We start from the raw sequence: 25,180 nt of genomic DNA on the forward strand, positions 1-25,180 counted from the left end.
GGCTCCCGATCGAGTGACCAAGACGACGGCTCCCGATCAGAGTGACGAGCGCACGCGACGATACGACTTATAAAACGATTTTCCGGCACTGATGGCGGTCCGCGCACGTCGAGACGACGACGTGCGTCCGGACCGCTGATCGTGACCGTACCGATCAGTGCCCGTTTCGCTCCCGATCGCGGCGTCGTTCCAGAAGCCGCTTGATCCCCGCACCCGGTCCGCCCTCGATCGGCCACCCGTTCGTCCGCCAGCCCGGCGGCTCCGGCGCGAACTCCGGACACGACCCCGAACACTCTCGAGCGGTGGGCGTTCGTTCCTTGGCGGCGCAGTGAGGAACGAGCGCGCGTCCGGCTCGTCGAAGCTCGAAGCAGCGACAGTCGGGCCGCATCGTCTCGTGGAACGAGCGCCATCCCTTTCCGTAGGCCCGCTCCGCGATCTCCAGCCGCCGAGTGATCGTCTGCTTGTCGCGCTCCGACGGCGTGAGATCGCTCGGGTACCAGTCGACGCGTCCGGCGTCGTCGTCGACGCCGCTCTCGAAGTCGGTCGTGAGGATCCCCGCTTCGACGGGCATCGCGCGCAGGAGCGCGGGCTCGACCCGGTCGCCGGTCGTCTCCGTCGCGAGCCAGACCTCGTCGGCGAGCGCGGCGTCGACGTCGTGGGACAGCTGGTCCGCGAGCGCGTCTGCCGCGCTCGCGTCGAGATCCGGCTTGTTCTCGATCGCGACGATCCGCCGCACCCAGTCCGGATACGGTCGCGTCCGGCGCAGCTCGATCCGATTCCCGCGGCGGCGCTTCTCGATCAGGTCACGGTCCGCAGCCCGGTGGACCGCCTGCCGAACGTACCGCCACGGGTACCCCGGCTGCGGGAGCGCGTCGCGATACCACGCCCATGTCGCCGGAGCGTATCGGACGACGTGGAGGAGGTCGGAGTCGATGGTCCGAGCGCCGAACGCCCGTCGGCTGGCGAGTCCCTCCGGATCGACCTCGATGACGACGGTGTCCCACCGTCGCCGCTTCGTTCCGAGCTGTCGGGAGACGATGACGGGGCGGGGCGACTCGTCGGGATACCAGGCGAGTTCGGCGTACCGACAGACGAGCAGTTCGTAGCCGAACTCGGCGTCCGGGATCACGACGTCAGCGCCTCCAGGAGGTGGACCGCGGTCGCCTTCGTCAACGGCTCGTTCGCGTTGCCACAATGGGGCGACTGGACGCAGGCGGGACACCCGTCCGCACAGTCACAGCCGTCGATCAGCCGCGCCGTCCGGCCCATCAGCTCCTCGATCCGCTCGTGGCCGCGGCGCGCGAGGCCGACGCCGCCGGGATAGCCGTCGTACACGAACACGGTCGCCGCGTCGTTGTGGGGGTGATACGGCGTCGAGAGCCCGCCCACGTCCGCGCGATCACAGAGCATGTGGAACGGGAACAGCGAGATGAGGCCGTGTTCCGCGGCGTGAATCCCGCCGTTGAAGGCGTACTCGCCGCCCGCCCCGGCCGTTCCGTCGCTCGGTCCCGCCGATCCGGTGTCCGCCCCGACCATACCGTCATCCACCCTCGCCGATCCGGTGTCCGCCCCCGTCTCTCCGTCCGTCCCCGCCGCACCACCGATCGATCGCATCTCCGCTTCGACGTCCTCGGGAACGGGGACGTGGATCGCCTTCGTTCGGAGCGTCGTCTCGGGGAGATCCAGCGTCGACTCGCCGAGCGACTGCCCGGTCGCCGAGTCCTTCCGGACGAATCCCGTGATCCGCTCGGTCACCGTGACGTCCGCGAACCGGACCGGTGCGTCCGGCCGGGCCGAGAGCGTCCGCTCGGCGAGGTCCTCGTTGACGACGACGTCCTTCTCCGAGAGCACCTGCGTGTAGTAGTCCGCCCACGACGACTGGAGGCGTGCGACGTCACGGTCGAGATCGAGATCGGTCACCTCGTACGTGCGCCCCTGCTGGTGGTAGATCGCGCCCGGGTGGGCGTCGCGAAGCGCGTCCGAGAAGCCGAGCGATGCGACGACGTCGTTCGAGGAGCCATCGATCAGGTCGATCTCGCGCTCCTCGGCGGTCCGGAGGCTCATGTCGTGTTGCGGGCTCGACGACCCGTTGAACGTCCACCGCGTCCCGTCCGCGGCGTTCCGCCGTTCGAGCACCCCGGCGTCGGTCAGGTCGGCGACGACGCGCGGGAACGACTCGCCGAAGTGTATGCGGTCTGCCGGAGACAGCCAGCTCTCGTCGGCGGCACACGCGACGTGTCGCGGGAGCAGCTGGTCGTTCTCCGGGTCGCAGATCGCGTCCTCCGGCGGAGCCTCGAAGAAGTCCTCCGGATGATTCATCAGGTACTGGTCGAGCTGGTCCTCGCCGGCGACCATGACCACGAGCGCGGGGTCGTCGCCGCGCCCCGCCCGCCCCGCGCGTTGGTACGCCGACATCCGCGTTCCGGGGTAGCCGTCGAGGATCACGGCGTCGAGCCCGCCCACGTCGACGCCGAGTTCGAGCGCGTTCGTCGACCAGACGCCCCGCAGGTCGCCGGCGTGGAGATCGGCCTCGATGGCGCGGCGCTTCCCGTCGGTGAGCGCCGCCTGATACGCACCCACGTTCGCTGCGAGGTCGCTCTCGCCGCGCTCGCGGAGTTCGCTCGCGCTGTCGGTCGCGTACTGCTCGGCCGTCTGGCGGGCCCGCGTGAACGCCAGCGTCTGACTACCGGCCGCGACGAGGTCGACGAACAGCCGCTTGCTCTCGGTGTGGCTCGACCGCCGGCGGCCGGCTCCCCGCTCCTGCCAGTCGTCGTCGTACTCCGGCGGGTTCCACAACACCCAGTCGCGAGGTCCGTGTCCGGAGGCGTCCTCGTCGACGAGCGCGATCCGGTCGGGGTCGCGTCCGGTGACCGTCGCGGCGTGGTCGACGGGGTTGTTGATCGTCGCCGAACAGCAGACGAACTGCGGGTCGGTTCCGAAGCGCTCGCAGGTGCGCGCGAGCCGACGAAGCGTCAACGCGACCTGCGAGCCGAACACGCCGCGATAGTTGTGGACCTCGTCGATGACGACGTACTCCAGCGAGGAGAAGAACCACTCCCAGAGCCGTCCGGCGTACGGCAACAGCGCGTAGTGGAGCATGTCCGGGTTCGATAACAGAACCGTGGGACGGCGGTCGCGGACGTCACGTTTCTCCGCCCGTGAAAGCCGCCCGGTGTACGAGTCGACGGAGACGCGGCTCCCGAAGCCGAGACCGTGAGCGAGATCGGAGAGCGTCTCCGCCTGATCGGCGATCAATGCGTTCTGCGGGCCGACGTACAGCGTCCGTCCGCCGTGGTCCATCGCGGCCTCGAACGCGGGAACGGTGTACGCGAGGGACTTGCCGCTCGCGGTCTCCGTGGCGAGCACCACGTCGTCGCCGTCGCGGAGCGCCGTGATCGCCTCCGCCTGATGGCGATACGGGCGATCGATGCCGCGCTCCGCGAGCGCGTCCGCGAGGCGCGGTTCGAGATCGACGTCGGCGAACTCGGGAGCGCGGGCGGACACGCGTCTGTGCTCCGCGATCTGTCCCTCGTAGTATGGGCGGCCACGAAGCCAGTCGATGACGTCGTCCACGACACCCGTAGGGGGCGGGAACGCCTAACCGGTTGTGGTCGCCCGGAATCGTTGCCGTCATGGGCCGTAACCGTCGACGGGTCGCGCCTGAGGGACGGTCGGTACTATCGGAGCCGGCCGGATTGCGGCTCCCGCCGGAGTCGGTGTCTTGCCGATCGAGTTCGGTCGATGTGATCGGACTCCTCGGCTCAGGCGTCAAAAAATCGGGAGAGGGTCGCCAAATACCTGTTTTCTCATCGCATGAAACCACGGTTTTACCGGGAGATCTGCCGTTCCTACTCACTGAGAATTCACATTTTACTCATGTGTTCCGGTAGCGAACTTCGACACGAGCTCATGGTAGACCGCGGCACCGCGACCCCCGACGAGACAGCGGCCGCCGAGTCACCGACGAGCCGGGACACCGGACCGACGCCGGAGCGCGAGACCGACGGGAAGGCGGCGAGCGCGTCCGATCGATCGCCGTACGAGGATCGCGGGGTGCGAGCGGTGTTACAGGTCGAGCGTGGCGGCTCTTGTCTGCTGGACGAGTTCGATGGGAACGTGCTGGACGTCGACGTTCGGTATCAGATGGGTCAGTGTCTCGCGGAGGTCGAGGTTCTCGAGTATGGAGCGACCACCTCGTCGACGAAGCAGTTCTCCGCGCCGATCTGCGAGCACTGTCCGGGGATCGTGTTCTCGCGGTACGGCTGTATCCCTCGCTTTCTGGAGACCGGGACCGGCTCCTTCGTGGTCGAAACGCGACTCGATACCGTCGACACCCTCTCGACGCTTGTCAACGAGGTCCGACAACGCTGTGCAAGCGTAACTGTTCGGTCGCTCACCTCGACCGAGGGACCGGACGGGACGGAGTCGTGTTCGGTGGACATCTCCTCGTTGACGCCGAAACAACGCGAAGCCGTCTCGAAAGCCCAGGACTGTGGCCACTACGATCCGGACTCGGACACGTCGTTGGCGGACGTCGCCGCGGAGATCGATATCTCGACGTCGGCGCTCTCACAGCGTCTCCAGCGAGCGGAAGCCAACATCCTCCGACAGCTGGACTGTGAGTGTAGCTGTTGGATGGACTCGTAGCGGTTCGTTCCGGTGTCCGTTTGGGTTATAAGTAGCTAACGCTTTTCAATCGGATTCGGCGATTCAGTCCCCCGAAAACAGGTGGTAACGGGCAGAAACCTCCTCGTTTCCCGCGATCGCTCGTCTCGGCACTGCTCGGTGGGATGGTTCGGAGTATATAAAACCTTTATCGGTCCCGAGAACGCTCTATCCGCGGACCGGGAGTACGTCCGAACGTGAGACCCATGAACGACGACTCCCACACGGACCGACTCAGCGTCAACCGTCGGTCGATACTCACGGCGACCAGCATCGGAATCGGCGCAGCACTCGCCGGCTGCCTCGGTGGCGACGACGAGCCGGAAGCGGACCTCGAAACCGAGGAGCCCGAACCGGAAGAAGAGCCCGAACCGGAAGAAGAAGAGGAGGAAGACGAGGAGGAGGAGCCGCCGAACCCGGAGGAGACGGCGAACGCCCTCATCGAGCCCGCGACGCTCAAGGAGTGGCAGGACGCCGGCCTCGTCAATCTGCAGGAGCTCGACGACAGAAAACGGGTCGTCGTCCTCCGCGTCTGGGAGACCGACACGTACGAGGACGGCCACGTTCCCGGCGCGCTCAAGTGGGACGCGAGCGAGTTCCACGCGAGCCGGCTCGAGGGACTCGGCGAGGCGGCCCCGATGGTCCCGGACGGCGAGCTGATGGACGAGGTCATTCAGCGAAGCGGCGTCTGTCCGCAGACGACGATCGTGCTCTCCGGACCGAGCGCGTTGCGCACCGCGAGAGCGTACTGGACGCTGCGGTACTGGGGCTTTCCACGTGAGCGCGTGAAGGTCCTCAACGGTGGCTATCACGCTTACGGCGAGGAGTACGGGCTGGAAACCGGCGGCGAGCCGGACGCACCGTCCGCGGAGTTCAGCGTGGAGGCGAACGACGGCCTGAACAACGACGAGCGTCTCGGGATCGCACAAGTGATCCAGCGCGTCGACCTCAAAGGGGAGGGTGAGCGCGACGACGTCTTCCTCGACAACCGTCCCGATCCCGCCGCGACGATCGCCACGTCGGTCATCGACGACCCCGCTAACTACCACGATGGCGACAGCTACGCGACCACCTACGAGGAGGGCGGACGCTGGAAGGGGGCCGACGCGGTCGAATCGCACCTCTTCGGACTGGACGGCGTCTCGGACGGCGACACGTTCGTGACGTTCTGTGGCAGCGGCTACCGCGCCGCGATGGGGTACTTCGCACTCGACGGGATCCTCGGATACGACGATGTGAGCGTCTACGACGGCTCGTTCTCCAGACAGTGGGCCAACTACGACGGCAACAACGACGACGCGAACACCCCGCCGGACGAGTGGCGCGTCGACATGCATGACCGTACGGACGGCGACACCGGCGACAGCGAACTGGAGATCGCGGTCGACGAGATCCCCGCGCTCGACTCGCCCGAGGCGAACCAGATCGAACAGGCCGACCTCGAGTACATGGGTGACGCCGCCGACGGCGATGGTGGCGGCGACTGGGGCTGCGGCTCGCTCATGGCACCGACCGCCGGCGACTGACGTCGCGACCCGCTCTCGGCACCGACCGCCGGCGACTGGCGCTTGGCGGGACCCTGACGATCACCACTCGGAACCACACATCCGATCGGTCGTCGAGTAATATCGAATTCTCTTTTAAACTGTTAAATCCGAGGGTGATAGCGTTTTAGCTGTATGGTTGCGCTATACGGGTCCTATACGAGTATTTGTGCCCGAATTCTGGAAATTCGCTGTTAGACGATCGTACCAAAACTCGTGGATCGCTTATAAAACCTTTATCGGTCCCGAGTGTCCGCTATGGGTGGTCGTACCCAGGGTACACATGTGAGCCACTGATGTCCCGAAACAACGAACTGGATCCGTTGGAAACGCTCGAATCGCTCGACACCGAGCCGGAACCGAGCGAGTACGATCAGGACCTCGGACGCGAGGTCGGCGAGGCCGCGATGCGGGTCGCGAACGGGGAGCTCTCCGAGGAGCGGTTCCACGAGCTGTTCCACGAGCGGTTCAAATCCGAGTTCGGCGACGAATACGTCGCACCGGAGGGGATCGACGATGAGTAGCAACCAGCAGGGAGGGCCGAGCCTCTCCCGCCGGGCGCTTCTGAAAACGACCGGTGCGGCCGCAGGGCTCGCGGGGCTGAGCGGCTGTACCGACCTTATCGAGGGCGACGTCGACCGGGACCTCAACCGACTCGGCGACGCGGAGGTCGCGTTCGGCAACTGTTGGATGTGCTGTCACGACTGCAGTCAGAAGGCGTTCGTCAACGACGGAACGGTCGTGGACATCACGGGCGTCGACGGGAACCCACGAGGGAGCGCCGGCGCGGGAACCGAGGGGACGCTGTGTCCGAAGGGGTTGAACCAGCTGGACAAGACCCACGACCCCGACCGGATCAAACAGCCGTACATCCGCGAGGACGGTGAGCTTCGCGAGGCGACGTGGGAGGAGGCGTTCGAGTACACCGCCGAACGGTTGACGGAGTTCGACGAGGAACACGGCGCGGAGACGTTCCTCGACGCCGGAAGCTGGGCCGAAACACCTATCTTCCGTAACATTTGGCGGGACCTGTACGGAACGCCCGAGCGGATCGGTCGCGGGGTCCACGTCTGTGCCGGTCCGACGTTCGTCGCGGGCGGGATGATGGGCGTCGGCTCGAACAACCGGATCCCCGACTACCAGAACTCCGAGTATATCATCGCGTGGGGGCGGAACATGATGGAGGCGTTCGGCGGGCAGTTCGAGCCCAAAGGCGTGCTCGAGGCGATCGACAACAACGACGCGACGCTCGTCACGATCGACCCGCAACACACCGAGACCGTCCAGAAGTCTGACAAGTGGCTTCCGATCAGGCCGCGAACGGACGGTGCGCTCGCGCTGGCGATGGCGCACGTCATCATCGAGGAGGAGCTGTACGACGAGGAGTTCGTCGAGAACCACACGTACGGGTTCGAGGCGTACCGCGAGGCCGTCGCGGACAAACCACCCGAGTGGGCCGCAGAGATCACCGGACTCGACCCCGACGACATCCGCGAGGTCGCGATCGGGTTCGCCGAGGCGGCACCGCAGGCGGGGATCAGCATCTGGACCGGCGTCGCACAGGTCGGCAACGGCTGGAAGAGCGCACAGAACATCACCGCCCTGAACGGGCTCGTCGGGAACATCGACCGTCCCGGCGGGCTCCGCATGTGGCAGTCCGCGGAGCTCGCGAACCCGTTCGCGGTGCGGGACATCGACCTGCCGAACAACGCGGAGGGGAAGACCCCGGCGCTCCAACGGTACGAGGAGTACGAGGAGTACCCGGTCCGTCACATCGAAGGGATCGCTCACAACCTCGTCCCCGATATGGTCGAAAACGGCCACATCAACGGCATCTACTGCCACCACGACATGCCGTTAAAGGACGGCAACGCACAGGGGTGGCTCGACGCGATCGAGGAGATGGATCTGGTCATCGCCGTCGACGCGTACTGGAACGGAATTACCCGGAACGCCGACGTGGTGTTCGCGGACGCGACCCAGCTCGAGAAGGACACCGTAAACACCGGGAGCTGGAACGCCTACAGCGACAGGACGTGGGTGACCGGCGGGCAGGCCGCCGTCGAGCCGCAGTTCGACACGAAGCCGGACTACGAGATCCTCGTCGGGATCGCCGAGGCGATGGGCTGGGGGGAGTACTTCCCATGGGACGACGCCGAGGAGTTCATCGACGACCAGCTCTCGGTACACGACCTCACGCTCGCGGAGCTCAGCAGCGGCGAGAGGAACTACGAGCTGCTCGACGAGTACCCCTACGAGCAGTGGGGTGACGACTACCAGTTCCAGTTCGATCTCGATCGTATTCCGCCGCTCGTGCAGGCGGCCGACGAGGCGGGGATGGACACCGCACCCGAGTGGATCCCGCCGGGAACGTACGGCGACGAACTAAACGACGAGTACCCGCTCGAGTTCTACGACACTCGGGCCGTATACTTCTCACACGGCAGCGACCAGGCGCTCGACCGGCTGCTCGAGAAGTACGCCGAGCGACACGACCTCGACGGTGAGGAGTACCGCGGAAACTACCTGGTGATGAACCCGCGGGACGCCGACCCGCGCGGGATCGAGAGCGGCGACATGGTTCGGCTCGAGTCCGAGACCGGACACGGCGAACTGATGGCGTACGTGAGCGAGCGAACCCAGCCGGGCTTCATCACCGCGGAGTACGGGTTCGGAGAGGGCTCGCTACGACCCGACGACGAGGGGATGAACACGATGTTACTACACGACAAGCAGATGGACCCGATCACGGGACAGCCCGACAGACACGTCGCTGCCGACGTCACGAAGGTGGGAGGTGACTGACGATGGGAGAACAGTGGATGTTCTACTTCGACCCGAACCGGTGTATCGGCTGTCACGCCTGCTCGATCTCGTGTAAGCAGCGACACAATCGCGACGCCGACGCGGACGACTGGCGGACGGTGACCCATCTCAAAAGCGGGGAGTACCCCGACTTCGAGGAGGTTCCGGTGTCGATGTCGTGTATGCACTGTCACGACGCACCGTGTGAGAAGGTGTGTCCGCCGAACGCGATCGAGAAGCGCGAGGAGGACGGCATCGTCACCGTCGACCGGGACCTCTGTATCGGCTGTCACTACTGCGCGTGGGCCTGTCCGTACGGCGCGCCGACGTACGGTGAGGAGGGGCTCATGTCGAAATGTAACATGTGTCTCGGCGAGGGGCCGGGAAGCGGTCACGGGAAGCCGCCGAAGCAGAAGCCGGAGGACGGCGGGGCCAAACCCTCGTGTGTCGATAACTGTGTCGGCCAGGCGATCAAGGCCGGACCGGTGAGCGAGATGATGGAGGAGTCATCCGAGTCGGCCGCCCAGCGATTCAAGAACGGCGCGTACGACTCGCGCGTGATCGTCGAGCCGATGGACGAGGACGCCACCGAATCGCTGAGTGAGGCCGCCGAGCCGCCGGAGAGCGCCACCTCGGGAGCCGACACGGGAGCCGACACGGCGGCTTCGGTCGACGGGAGCGCCGGTGATCAACGGGGTCGTGACTGGCTCAACGGGTGATCACGATGACGACCGCACTCATCACGCTCGAAACGTTCGTCGGGTTCCGGTGGCTGCCGGCCAACTACTGGGATCTGTCGATCCCGGTGTATCTCTACTTGGCAGTCCTCGCCGGCGGTGCGTACCTCACCGGTGCGTCCGCCTCCTTCATCCGGTCGTGGCGCGGCTCCGGACCTCTGGAGTCGGAGATCGCCCGATGGGGGTTTTTGATCGCCGTGTTTAGCGCCGCGGGCGCGGGACTTGCCGTGCTGTCACACCTCGCGGTGGTTTACCGGGCGATCCTCTTCCCGGTGTATCTCACCAACTTCAGTTCGTGGATCACGATCGGGACGTGGATCCTCGTGATCCTGTCGGTGCTCGCCATGCTGTGTCTGGCGCTCCAGCTGTTCGGCGAGTCGGCGGCGGCCGACGAGGGCGCGAGCCTCTGGCCACGGGCGATCGTCGCGAAGCTCGGGGTCCTCGAGACGGTCGATCGGCTCGTTGACCGCCTTCGCCCACCGATGGCGGGGGTCGCGGTGCTTCACGTCCTCGGAAGCCTCTTCGCGCTGGCGACGATGTACACGGGGTTCGAGCTGGCGATCGTCGAGACGGTGCCGCTGTGGAACGAGCCGGTCATCGTTCCGGCGCTGTTCCTCACCAGCGGCATCGCCGCGGGGATCGGGCTGACGCTTGCGGTCACCATGCTGTTCGAGCGTGAGATCGGCCCGGTGTTCGGCGGCTACGCGGTCGTCGTCGGCGTGCTCTCCGGCGCGAGTCTGCTGATCGCGTGGTACGGGTGGAGCAGCCTCGCCGCGAGCGACGTTCCGGCGGCGAGCGCCTCCTACGGTGCATTGACCGACGGGACGCTGGCGATGGGCGTCTGGATCGTCGCCGTCGGCTTGGTACTGGCGCTGCTCGTCGGAGTCGCGTTCGGCGTCGCCGCGGTCGCGGGACGGCTCCCCGAGCCGGTCGAGCGAGCCGGCGGCCCGATACTGATCGGGTCCTTCGGGCTCCTCACGGTGAGCGGGCTCGTGATTCGGATCCTGTTCCTGCTGGCGGCCGAGCAGAACCCGGTGGTGGTCGTCGCATGACGGCCGTCGAATCCGAACCGGTCGCGGCGGACGGGCTCGGCGAGGACGACGTCGCGAGCGACGCTCGCGGGGACGCCGAGGATGCCGGCCCGGAGGCGACGGGAGGGGGCGTCACACTGGAATCGCTCGCGGCGCTGCACGCCCTGCTCGCGCGGTGTTTCGAGCAGCCGGACGTGGAGACGTCCGAGGCGATCCGGTCCGGAGCGATCGTCGAGCGTATCGGAGAGCGAGCCGGCGTCCTGGACATCGACGTCGACCGGCCCCCGCTTCCGGACCGGCCACACGAGGCGTACCTCCGGACGTTTGACGCATTCGAGGGCGGCGAGTACGCACCACCTGCGGAGTCCGTCTACGAGCCGTGGTGGGACGGGACCGACCGCGGCATCCTCTCCGGCCCGCCGGCACACGATATGGAGCGTCGGTACGAGGCGGTCGGCGTCGAGACGCCCGACGCGTACCCGTCCGACCACGTCGCGCTCGAACTGGAGTACGCGAGTCTGTTGCTCGAGCACGGGGCGGACGGGGCGTACGTCGCCTTCGCAGAGGAGCATTTCGACTGGGTGCCGGCGCTCCGCGAACGCGTCGAACGGACGAGCGACGTGGCGTTCCACCGGTGGGCGGCCCGGACGCTCGACACCGTCGTGGAACGGACGGTGGCCGTTCTCGAGGGACGGGCGGACGGAGGTGAGGGCACCGATGAGCAGTAGCTCGTCGTCGTGTGACGTCGACCCCTCGGAGCGGAGCCACGAGGGGGCGGTCCGGATGAGCCTCGCTGTTTCGGACCCGCACGCTGCTCGCGATCTGCTCGTCTGTCTCGGGGACAACGCCGGGATCTCCCTGTCGATCGACTGCGTGACCCAGGAGGGGTCGACGCCGTGTGTGATCACGGTCGACGGCCTGTCGGATCAACAGATCGAGACGGCCGAGATCGCGGTCGAACGCGGCTACTACGAGAAGCCGCGGGAGGTATCGCTCTCGGAACTCACCGAGGAGTTCGACGTGTCGAACTCGGCGGTCTCACAGCGACTGAGCAACGTGGAACGGAAGCTCGTTCGCTCGCTCGTCGAGTCGTGTCAGGCGTAGGTCACGGTCGGACGGGTCGACGAACGGACCGGTCGGATCCGAGACCCGGCGGGTCACAGGATCGACGACACCGCCTCACGGAGACTCACTCCTTCATCGACGACGTCGCGCCGGTAGTGCATGTAAAAGGCCCCAAGCGGCGGCTGAAGCACGTACGCCAACGCGATCGGGAGGACCGCCGTCTGCGGGATCGTCGGCGACGCGACGACGACCGCCACGGCGATCGAGAGGTTGCGCATGCTCGTCGCGTACACGAGCGCGACACCGCTCGCGGTGTCGAGCAGGAACCGTCCCAGCGCCGCCCCGACGGCGAGGATCGCCGTGTAAAACAGCAGGAGCGGGACGATCGTGAGCGCGGAGGCGACGGGGTCGGCGAGGATGCTCTCGGAGCGCATCGCCATCGCGATGAAGACGATGAGCATCACGCCGAACGAGCTGAGCCCGCCGAACGTCGGCTTGAGCTGTTTGAACCCCTGCGGTCCGTAGCGGCGGAGCAGCCCCCGGCGAGTGAGGTTGCCGGCGACCATCGGGACGATGATGACGACCGCGAGCTGGCGGTACAACGCGGTCGGATCGAAGCCGACCTCCGCCGGGACCAACACCGAGAGGTACGCGGGGAGGACCGCGACGGCGACGAGGAGGTTCACGGCCATGGCGACGAGGGCGGACTCCAGGTCGCCGTTCGCGAGCCCCGTCCACGCGGCGGTCATGCCCGACGTCGGAATCAGCGCGATGAAGTACAGGCCGATCGCGTACCCGACGGAGCCGTCAAAGAACAGTCGCGCGAGACCGACCGCCAGAAGCGGAGCGAACCCGAAGTTCACGAGGAGACTCAACAGGACGGGCCCGGCGTGGCTCCGGACGTTCACGACCTCCTTGAGATCGATGTTGATCATCATCGGGTAGATCATGAGGAACAACACCGGGAGGACCGCGGCCTGCAGTGCGCTCTCGGCGTCCGCGCCAACGATCTGCCCGAACGCCAATCCGGCCAGCAGTGACCCACCGACGACGTAGATCAGGTTGGACTTGATCCCCGTGAGAAACGACCGAAGCATGTTGTTCTAAATTGGGGACAGTAAACAATACTGTTTCGGTTGACAGCGACCCGGACTCGAACGTCCGTCTCGTTCAGTTCCGAATACGAATGATCCCGGGCTCGTTCAGTTCCGGATCCGAACGATCCCGTCGCGGAACACGACGTGATTCGGAACGATATGCTCCTCGCCGTCGGCTTCGATGTTGGTGACGAACAGGTTAACCTCCTGGACGATGCCGCGCTGTCCGGCGACTTTCACCTCGTCACCGATGCCGTACGGCTGGTGTAACAGGAGGAACACTCCGGCTGCGCCCGACGCGAGGAGGTCCTTCGTCGCCAGCGCGGTGAAGAGGACGACCGCGAACGCGTACGCCGCCAGAAGCACCACGAGCGCGAACGTCTCGACGCCGATCTGGCTGAGTGCGATGAGGACCGCAACGTACACGACGCTGTACTTGACGAGCGTCGGGAGCACGCTGCTCTCCGGGAGCTTGACGCCGCGGAGCCGCTCGGCGACGAGGAGTTCGGCCTTGTCTCCGAGCACGATCCCGACGATCAACACGAGGGCCGCCACGAACAGCTTGGGGAGGAACGTGGCGACGTCCGACCAGAACAGTTCGACGTACCGGACGTTCGCGACGGTGAGCGCGACGATGATCGTGAGGCCGGCGATGAAGTACATCGAGAGCTTCGCCACGATGTTCACCGTCGACGTGTCGAACTCGCGGGCGGTCCGCTCGAAGGCGGTCCCCTCGATCGCGCTCGGAACTCCCGCACGCGTCAACAGCCGTCGGTTCACGACGCCGACGAGGTACGCGAGACCGAACCCGAACACGAGAACGAACGCCGCGAGCCAGACGCGATCCGGGACGGGCGCGAGAAACTCCGGGAGCGTCTGGAGCGGTGACGCTCGCCCCGTCACCGACGCTGACCCGAGCGTGGCGGCGGTGGCGAGCGTCATCAGTACTCCTCCGGATCGATCTCCATGACGATGGACCCGCCTTTAAACGCCCGGACGAGTCCGTCCGACTCCGAGAGGACGATCGCCGTCGCGTTCGTGTCTCGCGTGATCGCGCCGCCGGCCATGTGGCGCGCGCCGAGCCCCTTCGGGATGTCGACGCCCTCAGCCGCCGGTTCGAGGTAACGGTACGCGGAGACGATCTTTCCGGAGTCGGAGATGACGAACGCGCCGTCGAGCCGCGAGAACTCCTTGAGCATGACGTTGACGATGGGGTCGCCGACGTGGACGTGGGACTTCTCGAACGGGTTGTAGCTGAGCGGGCGGGACTTGTTCATCACCTTGCCCGCGTCGCCGACGACGAACAGCGCGCCGACGGGCTTCCCCTTCTGTCCCTTCTTCCCGAGTTCGATGGCGACCTCGAAGACGTCGCGGATGACGCCCGGATCGGCTCGGGAGTTCACGAACAGGTCGTAGATCCCCGTGTGTACCTCGTCGTCCACCGACAGCCGTACGACGGCGTCCGTTTCCCCCTCGAAGACGGACGCGATACAGACGACTTCGTCGCCCTCGTCGACGATACCTGCGTCCATTGCGCCCTCGATCCCGAACCGGATCCGGTCGCGGACGTTGTCGAACGACAGCGGGAGTTCGACGAACGTCTCCGCGTCGACGTCGTTGTCGGGTGCGACGACGACGACGTCCTGTTCGTCCCCGACGAAGCGCTCGTGGAACGAGGCGGTCGGGGAAAACAGGAACGCGGCGTCGGCGTCGTCGACGAGATCTGCGAGGTGTTCAGTGAGTGACGCCATTGATACGTACGCAACTCACGGGGTACCTATAGACGTTACGTCGACGTCATGCGTGCGTCCGACAGGATCGGAGCCGATCCCCGACACGTGTCGAGCACGACGTTGCCCTACATCGCCCTCCAATCACGACCGACGCTGTCTCCGCTTCGTTCTCGCGGGTATTGTCGAGACCCATCCGATCGGAGTGGGTACCGATGATCGCGATCCTGTATATGTTCGCAGCGATACATTTATTTGATTCTCATCGAAGAGTGGTTTATGAATCCGATCGAACCAGTAACTGAGGACGCAGATGAGTAGCGTGCCGGAGATCGAGTGGATACAGCCCTCCCACACCACCGGACCGTTGGATGAATACATGGCGGAGGACCTGTCCGAGACACACGATCTCGGAGAACTACGCGATGACATAGAGGAACGACGACAGTACTCGTTTCCACAGATATGGATGAACGATTTCCGTATCAGAGAGGGCACGGAGTACGAGTTACGGATTCAAACTGACGCTGGTGGCGACGGTCGGGTTCCGATAGAACGGCCTGCTGGGGAGACGATTCGTGGGGTCGAGATAGACACTATACAACGCCGGTTGGTGTATTCGATCGAGGGAGAGAACAGATTACCTGCTTCACCAGTTATCAATGACGTTTCAGTGGATGAGTTCATCGGGAGATCGTTCCCGTCGCTTGTGAGATATGATATACATCTTATAATGGACGGTACTGTTGTCTCAAGCGACTCAGCAACGGTTCCGTCCGGCTACCGACGCTATCTTCGCCACGTGGAGAGAGACGATGAGATTCAGGTCAGTGGCTACGTCTCTGAGTTCGAGAAGCCAGCATCGATGTCATACGCTTTGAAGGTGCGAGAGGAGCCGATAACGCGGGATTCGACGGACACTGTCCTCAGAAGAGAACTCGAAGGTCCGGGGGAGTTCACGCTTCGTTACACGAGGGATGATCTCTCCGCCCCAAAGGTGAAGCCTGATGAAGTATTCGGACGGGTCAACATCGATATTGCAACGAATACAGGGGAGATTCGACTTCTTGCCCGAGACGAAGCGACATGGATCGTTGATGATTCGGTACCCGTAGAGACGCCAACACCGACGGCGGACAGCATTCAACCGTCGGAGCTACAGCGAGCAGGAGTCCAGGTCGACGTCCCGATGGGAGAAGGTGAATCTGACTGTCTGATCCTGCTAGAGATCCCTGTTTTGGATCAAGACGAACTGGCCGTGACAACGCCGGACTACGAACTGGTCTCGCCGGAGATAGCTTGGGACGCGTTGCTGTATCAGGTTGGCCGCGAGTATATTTCATCTGATGGATTCAACTGGAGCTACGAGCGTGACGTCTCGATCGAACAGCGACCCCGATACCGTGCTGGTGAACTGTGGTCGAAGGCTGGCTCGATCGCTTCAGCATCTCTCGAAACGTATGCTATGGCTAGAACCGGATTAACCGACGCTCTTCCGGTCGCGATGGGTGCACTTCGCGATTCGATCGGCTGGGCTCATGATGAGTTCGAGTCACCCTACGAAGAGGCAATGAGCGGGATGTCACACTGGACGCTCCACTGGGAAGACGTTGAAGACGCGTTCGGAGAAAGTACTACTACCTCAACGCTGCCGGAGGACGTCCTTGAGTTCGGAATCGCCGGCCTCGAACTCTACAACACGGTCGAGACGATCGATGAGTTCGATGAGTTACTCTCAGCACAATCGAATATCGCCTCCCGTACTGACGCGTTCACTACACGGAAGCGCCGAAACTCGCCGAGCGGCAGACGACGACTGTTCAATGTGGTCTCGGGAGAAGTGATCAGTCACACATTAGGAAGCATCACCGATGGGTTCCGTCTCAACGCCGAGTTCGCGGCGATCGGAAACGCGTATCACACGGTTCGAATCCCGCTATTGGGGGAAATAACTGAGCTGGAACACAGGATCAACAATCGGGATAGTCGCACGTGTCCAGTCGATGTCTTTCGCTACTTCCAGTTCGTTTCACACCATCACTCGATGGCTACGTTCGCAATGTATGGGATGTTCAAATATCAGGAGCGACTGAACGAGAAGTGGCACTGGCGGCAGATCCAGTCCGTCTCGGAGGATCCTGATCCCCTCCAGTCAGCAGGTGAAAGCTGGCAGATCAGTCACGCAGGATCGATGTATGCGTTTGGAGACGTAATAGACACGGTCAATGATCGGATGCGGTCATCAGTCAACCACCAGCAGTTCGGTCCGCCGGATAACGGAGGTGTGCTGTTCGAATGAGAAGACGTAGCGCTCTCATACTACTCGGAGCGGTGACGGCGGGCGGAGCCGGCGTCTATCGATTCGGCCATGACCCGATCGAAGACCGAGATCGCACTGAAAACGGAGCGAACACCGATCGAGAGAACGAGGAGAGCCCTCGAGGTTGGGAGCTCGAGATGCATGAACGGATCAAAGCGTCCAACGTCACGTTCACACCTATTAGCTTCGATTATGAGCCATGGACGCTCGACGATGAACTGAACGAACGTCTACTAAACCGTATCGAAGCGGAGCCAGCAAACGATGGAAGGGGTGATATCGTTCGAGTGGAACCGAAAGTCGAATCAGCTACAGAGATAGCGTCGCTCTTTCGGTCGCTGTGGGGGATCGGAACGGAAACGGAGTACGAGACTACGATCGACGGTGAACACGTTGTTCTAACCGGCGGAAACGCCCAATACCACGAGTTCGTTGCTATCGTAGGTGAGTTACCTGAAAGCGGGGCCGTAGTCATGGTCCGTGCGAGAGAGCCTGATGCGATCGATACGATTCTCTCTGGAATATAAACAGTCGCTGGGTGAACTCGCGCTCGTCGTCTCCTCGTCGGGAGGGGAGGTGACTCCGTTTTCCGCTCGCTCACGCGATCGGTCAGTTTTTCACGGCTATCAGGTTGCGGAACGAACCAGGACGTCGAGAGTCGATATCTGGGCCGTAGCCCACCGGAGGGAACGACCTTTTTAAGCACACCCTCCAAGAGCGGGTATGAGCGACTGGACCGACGCGATCGTCGGCGATCGGATGACCGTCGACAGGGAGTTCAACGACCGGTTGGCGTCCTCGCGCTTCTCGAACCAGGAGTGGGGACTGATCATGACCGCGGCGGAGTTCGAGATCGAGAACGCCGACGATCCGGACGACGCCCGGATCGTCGCGGACACGTCGAACCTTCCGGCGATCATGCCCGAACTCGACACCGTCCGATCGCAGGTCGCGGCGATGGGCGGTGCGCCCGCCGAGACGGACCGCGGCGGTTCCTCCGGCGGGCTCCTCGACTCGATCATGGGCGCGCTCGGGCTCGGCGGCGACGACGGTCCGGACCGCGAGGAACTGGAGGCCGCAGAGCGCCTCCTGCAGGAGTACGCCGACGAGCTCCAGCGGCACCTGGAAGACGCCGACAAGTGGGACCAAGTTCGCATGTCCTATCAGGAGTAGCAGCGCTCAAAGCGGGTCCCGTGAGCGCGAGTCGTCGCTCCCCGCCGCTACTCGATGTCGCCGCTCCGGAACATCGTCAGCTCGCCGGCCTCGTAGATGTTGATCAGTTCGGTCACCAGCTCGTCGTACTCCTCGTCGTCGACTCGGAGCGAGTCGAGCCGTTCGACCGTCTCCTCGTCCAGATGGATCTGGGGCATACGTACCGCTTCGCGGGCACGAGTGAAAAAGCCGAGCCCGATCACCGCTCGTCCGGCGGGTCGGCCCGTTCCCGGAGCGCACGCCGAGCCGACCGTTCCACGTCGTCTTCCGTCAGGCCGTCGTTGGCGAGGATGACGGACCCGTTGAGCCGAAGGATACTGTCGGACTCCGCGACGACGTCGACGACGTCCCATGAACGCAACGTCGGATACCCGTCTCTGACTGTGCCGATGAGCTCCGGTCGGTCGTGCGACCAATCGCCCACGCCGTTGGTCTCGGAGCCGACACGCAGCTCGGTCGACGGGAGCAGCCGTCTCGTGACGTCGTGCTCGGTCGCCGTCCGGGATCGAACCGTGAAGACGCTCTTGCCGACGCCGCCCGCCGGCGTGGCCGCAGTAAGCGTCGGACCGCCGACGAGCCGAACGGGACCGGTCTCCGCGATTCCCGAGAGCCGCACGCTCGCTCCCAACGGCGTCCCGACGGCGAGCAGGCCGGTTATCGTTCGGAGTCGTGGCGGATCGATCCGATCTGCGGCGGCGATCGATCCGATCGCGCCGACCGAAACCGTCCGGAGACCCGCGTCGACCGCGGTCGACCCCTCGAACACGGTGACTGGCGGGACCGCAGAGAGCGTCGAGAGATCGACGACGCCGTCACGAGCACGGACTCGCTCCCCGCGGAGCGGGAGCAAACAGCACAGCAGATCGAGGTCCGGATCCTCGAACAGATCGATCAGCTCCTCGCGTGACGGGCGCTCGCTCGTGGTCCACGACTCGACGCCGTCCGGAGCGCCCGGCTCGTCCATGACATCCCGGATCCGTTCCGCTCGCTCGGCGGAGTCGATCACGAACGCGACGTCGACGCTCCCCTGTTGAGTGATCGTTCGATCCAACCGGTTTTCGTAGCTCTCGGGGCGCAGCACCGCGACGTTCGGCGGACACGGCTCGGTCGGGCTCCCGGACGCGCGTTCGAACGGCTCGTCGGACCGACGCAGCGATGACCAGCCGAACGCCGGCGTGGACTCACACGCGATCGCTGCATCCCGTCCCCGCGCCGGCCGGTTGGAGTCCGGTTCGTTCTCGGATCGGCCGATGCGAACCGGTGCGAGGACGTGTGCGAGGTGGGGGAGGAGTTCGGCGGCGGCCGGCGTCGGGCGGAGAACGGCGCGAACGGGCCAGTTCGGTAGGTGCGGTTCCACGACGCGACGGTCCACCTCCAAGTACTCCATGAGCCGTTCGCTTGGCGTACGGTCCGCCAGTTTCGGCGGGTAAAACGGGAGCTCGGAGCCGATACGCTCGTACTCGTAGCGATCCGACGGGACGTACCCCTCCGTCCGAGCCAGCGAGTCGAGGAGCAGGCAGGTCCCGAGCAGCTCCTCGATGCGGTCCTCGAGCGCGTTCCCGTCGGAGGGGAGCGGTTCCGTGTACCCAGTCTCCAGATGGATCGCCGGGTTCGGTCCCGGTTCGACCGTCGCGCCGAGGTAGAACGCCAGCGGCGCGATCCGGTAGACGTTCGCGTCCGTCGGCGGGAGTTCGATCCGGATCCCGGCGTCCGGGACCGAAAGGAGGTCGGGGACGTGCAGTTCGTCCCCGCGTCGGATACGGGGTGGGTAGCCACGGAGCGTCGGCCACGAGCGCTCGGGGGAGAACTCCTTGATCGACGACCCGAGCGCGGACACCGCGGTCATGAGCGCTTCGGGGTCGTCGGGAACGGTGACAGTGGCCTCGGGACGAGTGTGAAGCGATCGCGCACCGAGGGTAACACAGGTGGGTTCGTCGAACTCGATCCGAACGGGATCGTCGCCGCGCATGCCGGTCGCAGCGAGCGTCACGCCCGTGACGCGGACGTACACCTTGGTCGGTCCCGTCACCTCGAGACAGTACGTCCCCCGATCGAACGTCATCGGCTCGTAGAGATCCGCGAGCAGATCCCCGTCCTCGCCACGGACGGCGACCCAACTATACGACGGCAGCGTGATCGACGACGTCTCGAAGGAGATCGCGTCGTCGACCGGAAACGGAAACAGTTCGGTGAGCGCCGGCTGCGGATCGGGTTCCCGATCCGCGGTGACGACGAGCGCCGCGTCCTCCAGGACGTCACGAACGCGGACGTCGCTCGCGGTCGCGTCGAAACGGACTCGCTCACCCATATCAGCCATCAACTCAGTAATGGAGAGTGATACGCATGGATTTATCGATCCGTTTATATTAATATCGCCCTCGTTATCCGTCGAATAGCAGACGATGGGTTGGTTAGCGTTCACATATATCCTGATCCGCAACATCCCGAGCGGCGGAGTCTTACCCACCTGCGTCGCGCTCTCCGGATAGTAACCCACTTTACGCTCCCCCGAATCGTGGGAACCATGCATGTGGTCATCATCGGTGCCGGCGAGGTCGGGACCGCCATCGCCGCCAACTTATCGTCTGACCACGAGGTCGTCGTCGTCGATATCGATCCGGACCGCGCCGACGAGATCAAATACGAGTTCGACGTGCTCACGCTGGCCGGTGACGGGACGTCGTCGTCGATGCTGGAGATGGCGGACGTTCCCGACTCGGACATGGTCATCGCCTGTACCGACGACGACCGGACGAATCTCGTCGCGTGCGGGACCGCGAAAACCCTCGGCGACGCGTTCACCATCGCGCGAACGAAGAGCACGAAGTATCTGTACACGTGGGAGCGCGACCAGACCGCGTTCGGCGTCGACTTCATGGTGTGTTCTGACCTGCTCACTGCCGAGAACATCGTCCGGGTCATCGGTCTGCCGGCGGCGATCGACGTCGACCCGTTCGCGGGCGGGCTCGTCCAGATGGCGGAGTTCTACGTCGCGGAGGAGAGCCCGGTAGCCGGGCAGACGGTCGCGGAGGCCGACCGGTTCGAATCGCTCACGTTCGCCGGGCTGTTCCGTGACGGCGAGATGGTGTTGCCCCGCGGAGACACCGTCATCGAGGCGTGTGACCGCGCCGTCGTCATCGGCAGCCCCGAGAGCGTGCAAGCGTTCGCGATGGACATCGCGCCGGAGACGACGCCGGACGACGCGGACGAGATCGTGATCGTCGGCGGCAGCGACGTGGGCTACCATTCCGCCCGACTCCTCGAGGAGCGTGACCTGCGGCCGCGACTCATCGAACAGGACGGGGAGCGCGCGCGCTGGCTCGCCGAGCAGCTCCCGAACACCGTCGTGATGGAACACGACGCGACCGATACCGAGTTTCTCTCGCGGGAGCACGTCGACGAGGCCGACATCGTCGTGGCGGCGCTCGACTCGGACGAGAAGAACCTCCTCGTCTCCGTGCTCGCCAAGCGACTCGGCGTCGGTCGAGTCATCGCGCTCGTCGACAGTTCCGACTACGTCACGGTCTTCGAGGAGATCGGCATCGACGTCGCGATCAACCCGCGGAGCGTCACCGCCGAGGAGATCACTCGGTTCAGCTACGAGAGCGTCGCGGAGAACATCGCGGTGCTCGAAAACGATCAGGCGGAAGTACTCGAACTGGAGCTCGGGGAGGGCTGTGCGCTGGTCGACCGACCGATCAGCGAGCTCGTTCAGGACATCGACGCCAAGTTCGTGATCGGTGCGATCACTCGGAACCGCAAGCTGGTGACGCCGCGCGGCGACACCGTACTCCAGCCGGGCGATCACATCATCGTCTTCGTCGAATCGGCGTTCGTGAGCGAACTGGCAGCGATGGCCTGAGATGTTCGATGGGATCCGCATCCGCGTTGGCTGGCGGGCGAGCATCGGACTCACCGGAAACGTGCTCACGTACCTCGCGGCCCCGCTCGCGTTTCCGCTCCTGATCGCCGTCGTCTACCGCGAATCGGTCGCTCCCTTCGTCGTCGCTATCGCGGCGACGCTCGCGCTCGGCGGTGCGTTCCGATACCTCTCGGATCCGGACGAGGAGCTCGGCCCTCGCGAGGCGTTCCTCGCCGTCGCGCTGATCTGGCTGCTCGTGGCGGCGGTCGGCGCGATCCCGTTTCTCGTCGCCGGCGTCGGAACGGTCGCACATCCGGTCAACGCGATGTTCGAGTCGATGAGCGGACTGACGACGACTGGTGCGACGGTGCTGGAGGAGTTCTCGATCCACTCACGGTCCGTCATGATGTGGCGGCAAGTGATCCAGTGGCTCGGCGGGCTCGGGATCCTCATTCTGGCGACCGCGGTGCTCTCCGAGCTCGGCGTCGGTGGCGCACAGCTGATGGAGTCGGAGACCCAGACGCGCGATCTGAACAAGCTCACCCCTCGGATATCCCAGACCGCGCGTCTCCTCTGGGGACTGTACGTCGGGATCACGCTCGCCGCAGTCGTCGTCTACTTCGGGCTGGGACTCGCGCTCGATCCGCGGATGGACCTGTATAACGCGATCGCTCACGCGTTCACGTCCGTCGCGACTGCGGGATTCTCGCCGGAACCGCTGAGCGTCGGCGCGTTCCATCCGGCGATCCAGTGGGCGGTCGTCCCGTTCATGGTGATCGGATCGACGAGCTTCGTGCTTCTGTACTTCTTCATCAACGGCGAGCCCATGCGACTGCTACGCAACGAGGAGTTCCACTTCTACCTCGGTGCGATGGCCACCGTCTCGGGACTCGTCGCGCTCTCGCTCTTCTTGGATCCCGGCATCGAGTTCGGCATCGAGGAGACGCTCCGCCACGCGGTGTTCAACGTTGCCTCGTTGGTCACGACGACCGGCTACGCGAGTGCCGACTTCGAGCTGTGGGCACCCGCGGCGAAGAACCTGCTGTTCCTCTCGATGTTCGTCGGCGGGATGGTCGGGTCGACGACGTGTTCGATCAAATCCCTCCGGTGGCTCGTGGCGCTGAAGGCGTTCAGCCGGAACCTGTTCACGAGCGTCCATCCGGACGCGGTCCGTCCGGTCCGGATCTCGGGCTCGCCCGTGGACGAGGACGTCATCCGCGACATCTACGCGTACATCCTGTTGAGCATCATCATCTTCTTTCTGCTCACCGTGTTCATCGTCATCGACGCCGAACGCGGGAACGTTCGAGTCACGGAGTTCGAGGCGATGGGCGCGGCCGCGTCGACGTTTCTGAACATCGGTCCGGCGTTCGGTGACGCCGGACCGTACGGCACGTACGCGAGCTTCCCGATGAGCACCCGCGGCGTGATGATCGTCTTGATGTGGATCGGGCGAATCGAGATCATTCCCGTGCTCGTGCTGTTCACGAAGGCGTTCTGGACATCGTAAGGAGCTCGAAGGACTACCGAAAACACATGACGAGAACAACGGTCGACTGGCACGCGACGCTGAGCTACGTGGGGACTATCACGAAGTACCTCGCGGTATCGCTTCTGTTCCCGCTTTGCATCGCCGTCATCTACTGGGAAGACGTGTGGGTGTTCGCCGCGTCGCTGCTTTTCGTCGTCGCCATCGGCGTCGGACTCGAACGGCTCGATCCCGACCCCGATCTCGGTCCGCGAGAGGCGCTCGCGGTGGTGTCGCTCGCGTGGCTCGTCGCCGCGATCGTCGGCGCGATACCGTATCTGCTCGCGGGCTACGGAACCGAGTCCGCGCTCCGTCATCCGATCAACGCGCTGTTCGAGTCGATGAGCGGGTTCACGACGACCGGGGCGACCGCGACCGCGGAGATCAGCTTCGATCGGCACTCCCACGCCGTGTTGATGTGGCGGCAGCTCACGCAGTGGCTCGGCGGGATGGGGATCATCGTGTTGATGGTCGCGATCCTCCCGCAGCTGGCGGTCAACGGAGCACAGCTGATGCAGTCGGAGACGCCCGGCCCGGACCTCCAGAAGCTCACGCCGCGGATCGCGGGGACCGCCCGCGCGCTCTGGATCATCTACGCCGGCTTCACCGCGCTGCTCGTCGGCGTCCTCATGACGCTTCATCTCCTCGGGCTCGCACCCGAGATGGGGCCGTACAACGCGGTCGCCCACGGGCTCTCGACGATGCCGACGGGCGGATTCTCGCCGGAGGCCGACAGCATCGCCGCGTTCAGTCCCGTCGTCCAATGGGCGATCGTTCCCTTCATGGTCGCGGCAGGGATCAACTTCGCGCTGTTCTGGTTCCTGATCCACGACAGGCCACGGGAACTGTTCGAGAACCCGGAGTTCCGGATCTACCTCGGACTGGTGACGGGGTTCGCCGCGGCCCTCGCGGCCCTGCTGTTTTACGGTGGCGCACCGGCGACTGAGATCGGCGGCGTCACGGAGGGAACGCTGGAGAACTCCCTCCGACAGGGGGTATTTCAGATCGGCTCGCTTATGAACTCCACCGGATTCGCGACGGCGGACTTCGCCGCCTGGGAGACCCACACCCAGTTCCTCCTCCTGTTCGCGATGTTCATCGGGGGATCCGCGGGATCCACCGGCGGCGGGATCAAGGTGATCCGGTGGGTCGTCGTGTTCAAGACCCTTCGACGAGAGCTGTACACCTCCGCGAACCCGGACGTCGTCAAACCGGTCCGACTCGGCGGAGAGATCGTCGACGAGGAGGCGATACGCGGCGTGCTCGTCTTCACGCTTTTATACGTAGTGCTGTTCGCGCTCGCAGCGGTCTTCATCGAACTGGATACCGCCCGGGTCGGTCAGCCGCTGACGGGTACCGAGGCGCTCGCGGCGTCGCTCGCGACGATCGGAAACATCGGTCCCGGACTCGGTCCGCTCGGTCCCTTCGGGACCTACGAGGTCCTCCCGAACACGACGAAGCTCGTGATGATCCTGTTGATGTGGGTCGGGCGCTTGGAGATCGTTCCCGTGTTGGCCGTCGTCGTCGCCGGGATCGACGAGTGATCGAGCCACCTCGCGCCCCGTCTCCTTTTTAAGACACCCG

21 protein-coding genes are annotated in these 25,180 nt (G+C 64.8%); 14 read left to right on the forward strand and 7 right to left on the reverse strand.

Features of this window, described 5'->3' with window-relative positions; translation table 11 throughout:
- Positions 1-154: 154 nt before the first annotated feature.
- Both ACNSN7_RS12445 and ACNSN7_RS12450 read right to left on the reverse strand, forming a co-directional pair.
- On the reverse strand, positions 155-1,129 hold the full coding sequence (locus tag ACNSN7_RS12445; protein ID WP_418282619.1) for a DUF5787 family protein: 975 nt from the start codon (positions 1,127-1,129) through the stop codon (positions 155-157).
- Positions 1,126-3,573: a DEAD/DEAH box helicase gene (locus ACNSN7_RS12450; protein WP_418282620.1), complete on the reverse strand. Its 2,448-nt coding sequence runs from the start codon at positions 3,571-3,573 to the stop codon at positions 1,126-1,128. Before ACNSN7_RS12450 ends, ACNSN7_RS12445 begins: the two co-directional genes overlap by 4 nt.
- Before the next feature lie 336 nt (positions 3,574-3,909).
- Here ACNSN7_RS12450 and ACNSN7_RS12455 point away from each other — a divergent pair, with 336 nt between their 5' ends.
- The 8 genes from ACNSN7_RS12455 to ACNSN7_RS12490 all read left to right on the forward strand — a co-directional run bounded on the left by ACNSN7_RS12455 (position 3,910) and on the right by ACNSN7_RS12490 (position 11,886).
- Positions 3,910-4,647, forward strand: a complete 738-nt coding sequence (locus ACNSN7_RS12455; RefSeq protein ID WP_418282621.1) for a helix-turn-helix domain-containing protein — start codon at positions 3,910-3,912, stop codon at positions 4,645-4,647.
- 224 nt (positions 4,648-4,871) lie between these two features.
- A complete protein-coding gene (gene extH, locus ACNSN7_RS12460) occupies positions 4,872-6,191 on the forward strand; it encodes a selenite/tellurite reduction operon rhodanese-like protein ExtH (protein WP_418282622.1) in 1,320 nt (439 codons plus the stop codon).
- A gap of 314 nt (positions 6,192-6,505) precedes the next feature.
- The gene (locus ACNSN7_RS12465) at positions 6,506-6,733 is read left to right on the forward strand and encodes a 4Fe-4S ferredoxin N-terminal domain-containing protein (protein WP_418282623.1); all 228 of its coding nucleotides are present in this window, start codon (positions 6,506-6,508) and stop codon (positions 6,731-6,733) included.
- Positions 6,726-9,014: a molybdopterin-dependent oxidoreductase gene (locus tag ACNSN7_RS12470; RefSeq protein ID WP_418282624.1), complete on the forward strand. Its 2,289-nt coding sequence runs from the start codon at positions 6,726-6,728 to the stop codon at positions 9,012-9,014. The genes ACNSN7_RS12465 and ACNSN7_RS12470 overlap by 8 nt, the downstream gene beginning before the upstream one ends.
- A 2-nt stretch (positions 9,015-9,016) precedes the next feature.
- Positions 9,017-9,733: a 4Fe-4S dicluster domain-containing protein gene (locus ACNSN7_RS12475; RefSeq protein ID WP_418282625.1), complete on the forward strand. Its 717-nt coding sequence runs from the start codon at positions 9,017-9,019 to the stop codon at positions 9,731-9,733.
- A gap of 5 nt (positions 9,734-9,738) precedes the next feature.
- Positions 9,739-10,803: a dehydrogenase gene (locus ACNSN7_RS12480; protein WP_418282626.1), complete on the forward strand. Its 1,065-nt coding sequence runs from the start codon at positions 9,739-9,741 to the stop codon at positions 10,801-10,803.
- A complete protein-coding gene (locus ACNSN7_RS12485) occupies positions 10,800-11,510 on the forward strand; it encodes a TorD/DmsD family molecular chaperone (protein ID WP_418282627.1) in 711 nt (236 codons plus the stop codon). The genes ACNSN7_RS12480 and ACNSN7_RS12485 overlap by 4 nt, the downstream gene beginning before the upstream one ends.
- Positions 11,500-11,886 carry a helix-turn-helix domain-containing protein gene (locus ACNSN7_RS12490; RefSeq protein ID WP_418282628.1) on the forward strand — a complete coding sequence of 129 codons (387 nt, stop codon included), beginning with the start codon at positions 11,500-11,502 and terminating at the stop codon, positions 11,884-11,886. The genes ACNSN7_RS12485 and ACNSN7_RS12490 overlap by 11 nt, the downstream gene beginning before the upstream one ends.
- 53 nt (positions 11,887-11,939) lie before the next feature.
- Here the strand turns inward: ACNSN7_RS12490 and ACNSN7_RS12495 are convergent, their stop codons facing one another.
- The 3 genes from ACNSN7_RS12495 to dacZ all read right to left on the reverse strand — a co-directional run bounded on the left by ACNSN7_RS12495 (position 11,940) and on the right by dacZ (position 14,695).
- A complete protein-coding gene (locus ACNSN7_RS12495) occupies positions 11,940-12,944 on the reverse strand; it encodes an arsenic resistance protein (RefSeq protein WP_418282629.1) in 1,005 nt (334 codons plus the stop codon).
- 105 nt (positions 12,945-13,049) lie between these two features.
- Positions 13,050-13,886 (reverse strand): mechanosensitive ion channel domain-containing protein, encoded by an 837-nt coding sequence (locus tag ACNSN7_RS12500; protein ID WP_418282630.1) that lies wholly within the window; start codon positions 13,884-13,886, stop codon positions 13,050-13,052.
- Positions 13,886-14,695 carry a diadenylate cyclase DacZ gene (gene dacZ, locus ACNSN7_RS12505; protein WP_418282631.1) on the reverse strand — a complete coding sequence of 270 codons (810 nt, stop codon included), beginning with the start codon at positions 14,693-14,695 and terminating at the stop codon, positions 13,886-13,888. Before dacZ ends, ACNSN7_RS12500 begins: the two co-directional genes overlap by 1 nt.
- Positions 14,696-14,987: 292 nt before the next feature.
- Here dacZ and ACNSN7_RS12510 point away from each other — a divergent pair, with 292 nt between their 5' ends.
- The 3 genes from ACNSN7_RS12510 (at position 14,988) to ACNSN7_RS12520 (ending at position 18,167) form a co-directional block, all read left to right on the forward strand.
- A complete protein-coding gene (locus tag ACNSN7_RS12510) occupies positions 14,988-16,973 on the forward strand; it encodes a hypothetical protein (protein ID WP_418282632.1) in 1,986 nt (661 codons plus the stop codon).
- Complete coding sequence (locus tag ACNSN7_RS12515; protein WP_418282633.1) at positions 16,970-17,521, forward strand: hypothetical protein; 552 nt, start codon at positions 16,970-16,972, stop codon at positions 17,519-17,521. Before ACNSN7_RS12510 ends, ACNSN7_RS12515 begins: the two co-directional genes overlap by 4 nt.
- Before the next feature lie 196 nt (positions 17,522-17,717).
- Positions 17,718-18,167 (forward strand): DUF5799 family protein, encoded by a 450-nt coding sequence (locus ACNSN7_RS12520; protein ID WP_418282634.1) that lies wholly within the window; start codon positions 17,718-17,720, stop codon positions 18,165-18,167.
- A 47-nt stretch (positions 18,168-18,214) separates the two neighbouring features.
- Here the strand turns inward: ACNSN7_RS12520 and ACNSN7_RS12525 are convergent, their stop codons facing one another.
- Positions 18,215-18,364: a DUF7557 family protein gene (locus tag ACNSN7_RS12525; RefSeq protein ID WP_418282635.1), complete on the reverse strand. Its 150-nt coding sequence runs from the start codon at positions 18,362-18,364 to the stop codon at positions 18,215-18,217.
- A 41-nt stretch (positions 18,365-18,405) separates the two neighbouring features.
- Positions 18,406-20,523: a hypothetical protein gene (locus tag ACNSN7_RS12530; protein WP_418282636.1), complete on the reverse strand. Its 2,118-nt coding sequence runs from the start codon at positions 20,521-20,523 to the stop codon at positions 18,406-18,408.
- A gap of 207 nt (positions 20,524-20,730) precedes the next feature.
- Here ACNSN7_RS12530 and trkA point away from each other — a divergent pair, with 207 nt between their 5' ends.
- From trkA to ACNSN7_RS12545, 3 genes are read left to right on the forward strand one after another with little or no spacing between them, the layout of a single operon-like run.
- On the forward strand, positions 20,731-22,068 hold the full coding sequence (gene trkA, locus ACNSN7_RS12535) for a Trk system potassium transporter TrkA (protein WP_418282637.1): 1,338 nt from the start codon (positions 20,731-20,733) through the stop codon (positions 22,066-22,068).
- 1 nt (position 22,069) lies between these two features.
- Positions 22,070-23,578, forward strand: coding sequence for a TrkH family potassium uptake protein (locus tag ACNSN7_RS12540; protein ID WP_418282638.1), 1,509 nt, complete (start codon positions 22,070-22,072; stop codon positions 23,576-23,578).
- A 26-nt stretch (positions 23,579-23,604) separates the two neighbouring features.
- Positions 23,605-25,140, forward strand: coding sequence for a TrkH family potassium uptake protein (locus ACNSN7_RS12545; RefSeq protein WP_418282639.1), 1,536 nt, complete (start codon positions 23,605-23,607; stop codon positions 25,138-25,140).
- Positions 25,141-25,180 lie beyond the last annotated feature (40 nt).

Origin of the sequence: Halorubrum rarum (assembly GCF_048380895.1) — an archaeon.
In the GTDB taxonomy this organism is placed as follows: Archaea; Halobacteriota; Halobacteria; order Halobacteriales; family Haloferacaceae; genus Halorubrum.

Excerpts from the sequence above, each read along its gene's own strand:
- ACNSN7_RS12455 (WP_418282621.1), top strand. The coding sequence starts at position 3,910 with ATGGTAGACCGCGGCACCGCGACCCCCGACGAGACAGCGGCCGCCGAG.
- extH (WP_418282622.1), top strand. The coding sequence starts at position 4,872 with ATGAACGACGACTCCCACACGGACCGACTCAGCGTCAACCGTCGGTCG.
- ACNSN7_RS12465 (WP_418282623.1), top strand. The coding sequence starts at position 6,506 with ATGTCCCGAAACAACGAACTGGATCCGTTGGAAACGCTCGAATCGCTC.
- ACNSN7_RS12470 (WP_418282624.1), top strand. The coding sequence starts at position 6,726 with ATGAGTAGCAACCAGCAGGGAGGGCCGAGCCTCTCCCGCCGGGCGCTT.
- ACNSN7_RS12475 (WP_418282625.1), top strand. The coding sequence starts at position 9,017 with ATGGGAGAACAGTGGATGTTCTACTTCGACCCGAACCGGTGTATCGGC.
- ACNSN7_RS12480 (WP_418282626.1), top strand. The coding sequence starts at position 9,739 with ATGACGACCGCACTCATCACGCTCGAAACGTTCGTCGGGTTCCGGTGG.
- ACNSN7_RS12485 (WP_418282627.1), top strand. The coding sequence starts at position 10,800 with ATGACGGCCGTCGAATCCGAACCGGTCGCGGCGGACGGGCTCGGCGAG.
- ACNSN7_RS12490 (WP_418282628.1), top strand. The coding sequence starts at position 11,500 with ATGAGCAGTAGCTCGTCGTCGTGTGACGTCGACCCCTCGGAGCGGAGC.
- ACNSN7_RS12495 (WP_418282629.1), bottom strand. The coding sequence starts at position 12,944 with ATGCTTCGGTCGTTTCTCACGGGGATCAAGTCCAACCTGATCTACGTC.
- ACNSN7_RS12500 (WP_418282630.1), bottom strand. The coding sequence starts at position 13,886 with ATGACGCTCGCCACCGCCGCCACGCTCGGGTCAGCGTCGGTGACGGGG.
- dacZ (WP_418282631.1), bottom strand. The coding sequence starts at position 14,695 with ATGGCGTCACTCACTGAACACCTCGCAGATCTCGTCGACGACGCCGAC.
- ACNSN7_RS12510 (WP_418282632.1), top strand. The coding sequence starts at position 14,988 with ATGAGTAGCGTGCCGGAGATCGAGTGGATACAGCCCTCCCACACCACC.
- ACNSN7_RS12515 (WP_418282633.1), top strand. The coding sequence starts at position 16,970 with ATGAGAAGACGTAGCGCTCTCATACTACTCGGAGCGGTGACGGCGGGC.
- ACNSN7_RS12520 (WP_418282634.1), top strand. The coding sequence starts at position 17,718 with ATGAGCGACTGGACCGACGCGATCGTCGGCGATCGGATGACCGTCGAC.
- ACNSN7_RS12525 (WP_418282635.1), bottom strand. The coding sequence starts at position 18,364 with ATGCCCCAGATCCATCTGGACGAGGAGACGGTCGAACGGCTCGACTCG.
- ACNSN7_RS12530 (WP_418282636.1), bottom strand. The coding sequence starts at position 20,523 with ATGGCTGATATGGGTGAGCGAGTCCGTTTCGACGCGACCGCGAGCGAC.
- trkA (WP_418282637.1), top strand. The coding sequence starts at position 20,731 with ATGCATGTGGTCATCATCGGTGCCGGCGAGGTCGGGACCGCCATCGCC.
- ACNSN7_RS12540 (WP_418282638.1), top strand. The coding sequence starts at position 22,070 with ATGTTCGATGGGATCCGCATCCGCGTTGGCTGGCGGGCGAGCATCGGA.
- ACNSN7_RS12545 (WP_418282639.1), top strand. The coding sequence starts at position 23,605 with ATGACGAGAACAACGGTCGACTGGCACGCGACGCTGAGCTACGTGGGG.